Source organism: Trinickia soli (assembly GCF_002879855.1).
Lineage (GTDB): Bacteria > Pseudomonadota > Gammaproteobacteria > Burkholderiales > Burkholderiaceae > Trinickia > Trinickia soli.
Genome location: NZ_PNYB01000072.1, coordinates 1 through 455 on the forward strand (window position 1 = coordinate 1; position 455 = coordinate 455).

Annotated in this window: 1 protein-coding gene; it reads left to right on the forward strand. The window is 60.7% G+C overall.

Features of this window, described 5'->3' with window-relative positions; translation table 11 throughout:
• Nucleotides 1–455: sugar phosphate isomerase/epimerase family protein (locus tag C0Z19_RS27685; protein ID WP_146012169.1), on the forward strand; the 455-nt coding region annotated here is incomplete at both ends.

The window sequence follows — 455 nt, forward strand, 5'->3', positions numbered from 1 at the left end:
AAGGGCATCTGTGCCGATGCCGGCGTCGAGATCACGGAATTGTCGACGCATCTGCAGGGGCAGTTGGTGGCGGTGCACCCTGCCTATGACGCCCAGATGGATGGTTTCGCGCCGGCCTCGGTCCACAACAATCCGAAGGCGCGGCAGAAATGGGCGGTCGAGCAGATGAAGTTCGGCGCCAAGGCATCGCGCAATCTCGGGTTGAATGCTTCGGTGTCGTTCACCGGCTCGCTGGCTTTTCCTTACCGCTATCCCTTCCCGCAGCGGCCGGCCGGACTGATCGAGGAGGCCTTTGGCGAACTCGGCAAGCGCTGGAAGCCGATCCTCGATGTCTATGAGGACAATGGCGTCGATGTCGGCTACGAAATTCACCCCTCTGAGGACGTTTTCGACGGCGCGACCTTCGAGATGTTCCTTGATGCAGTCGGCGGCCACAAGCGCTGCAACATCAACTA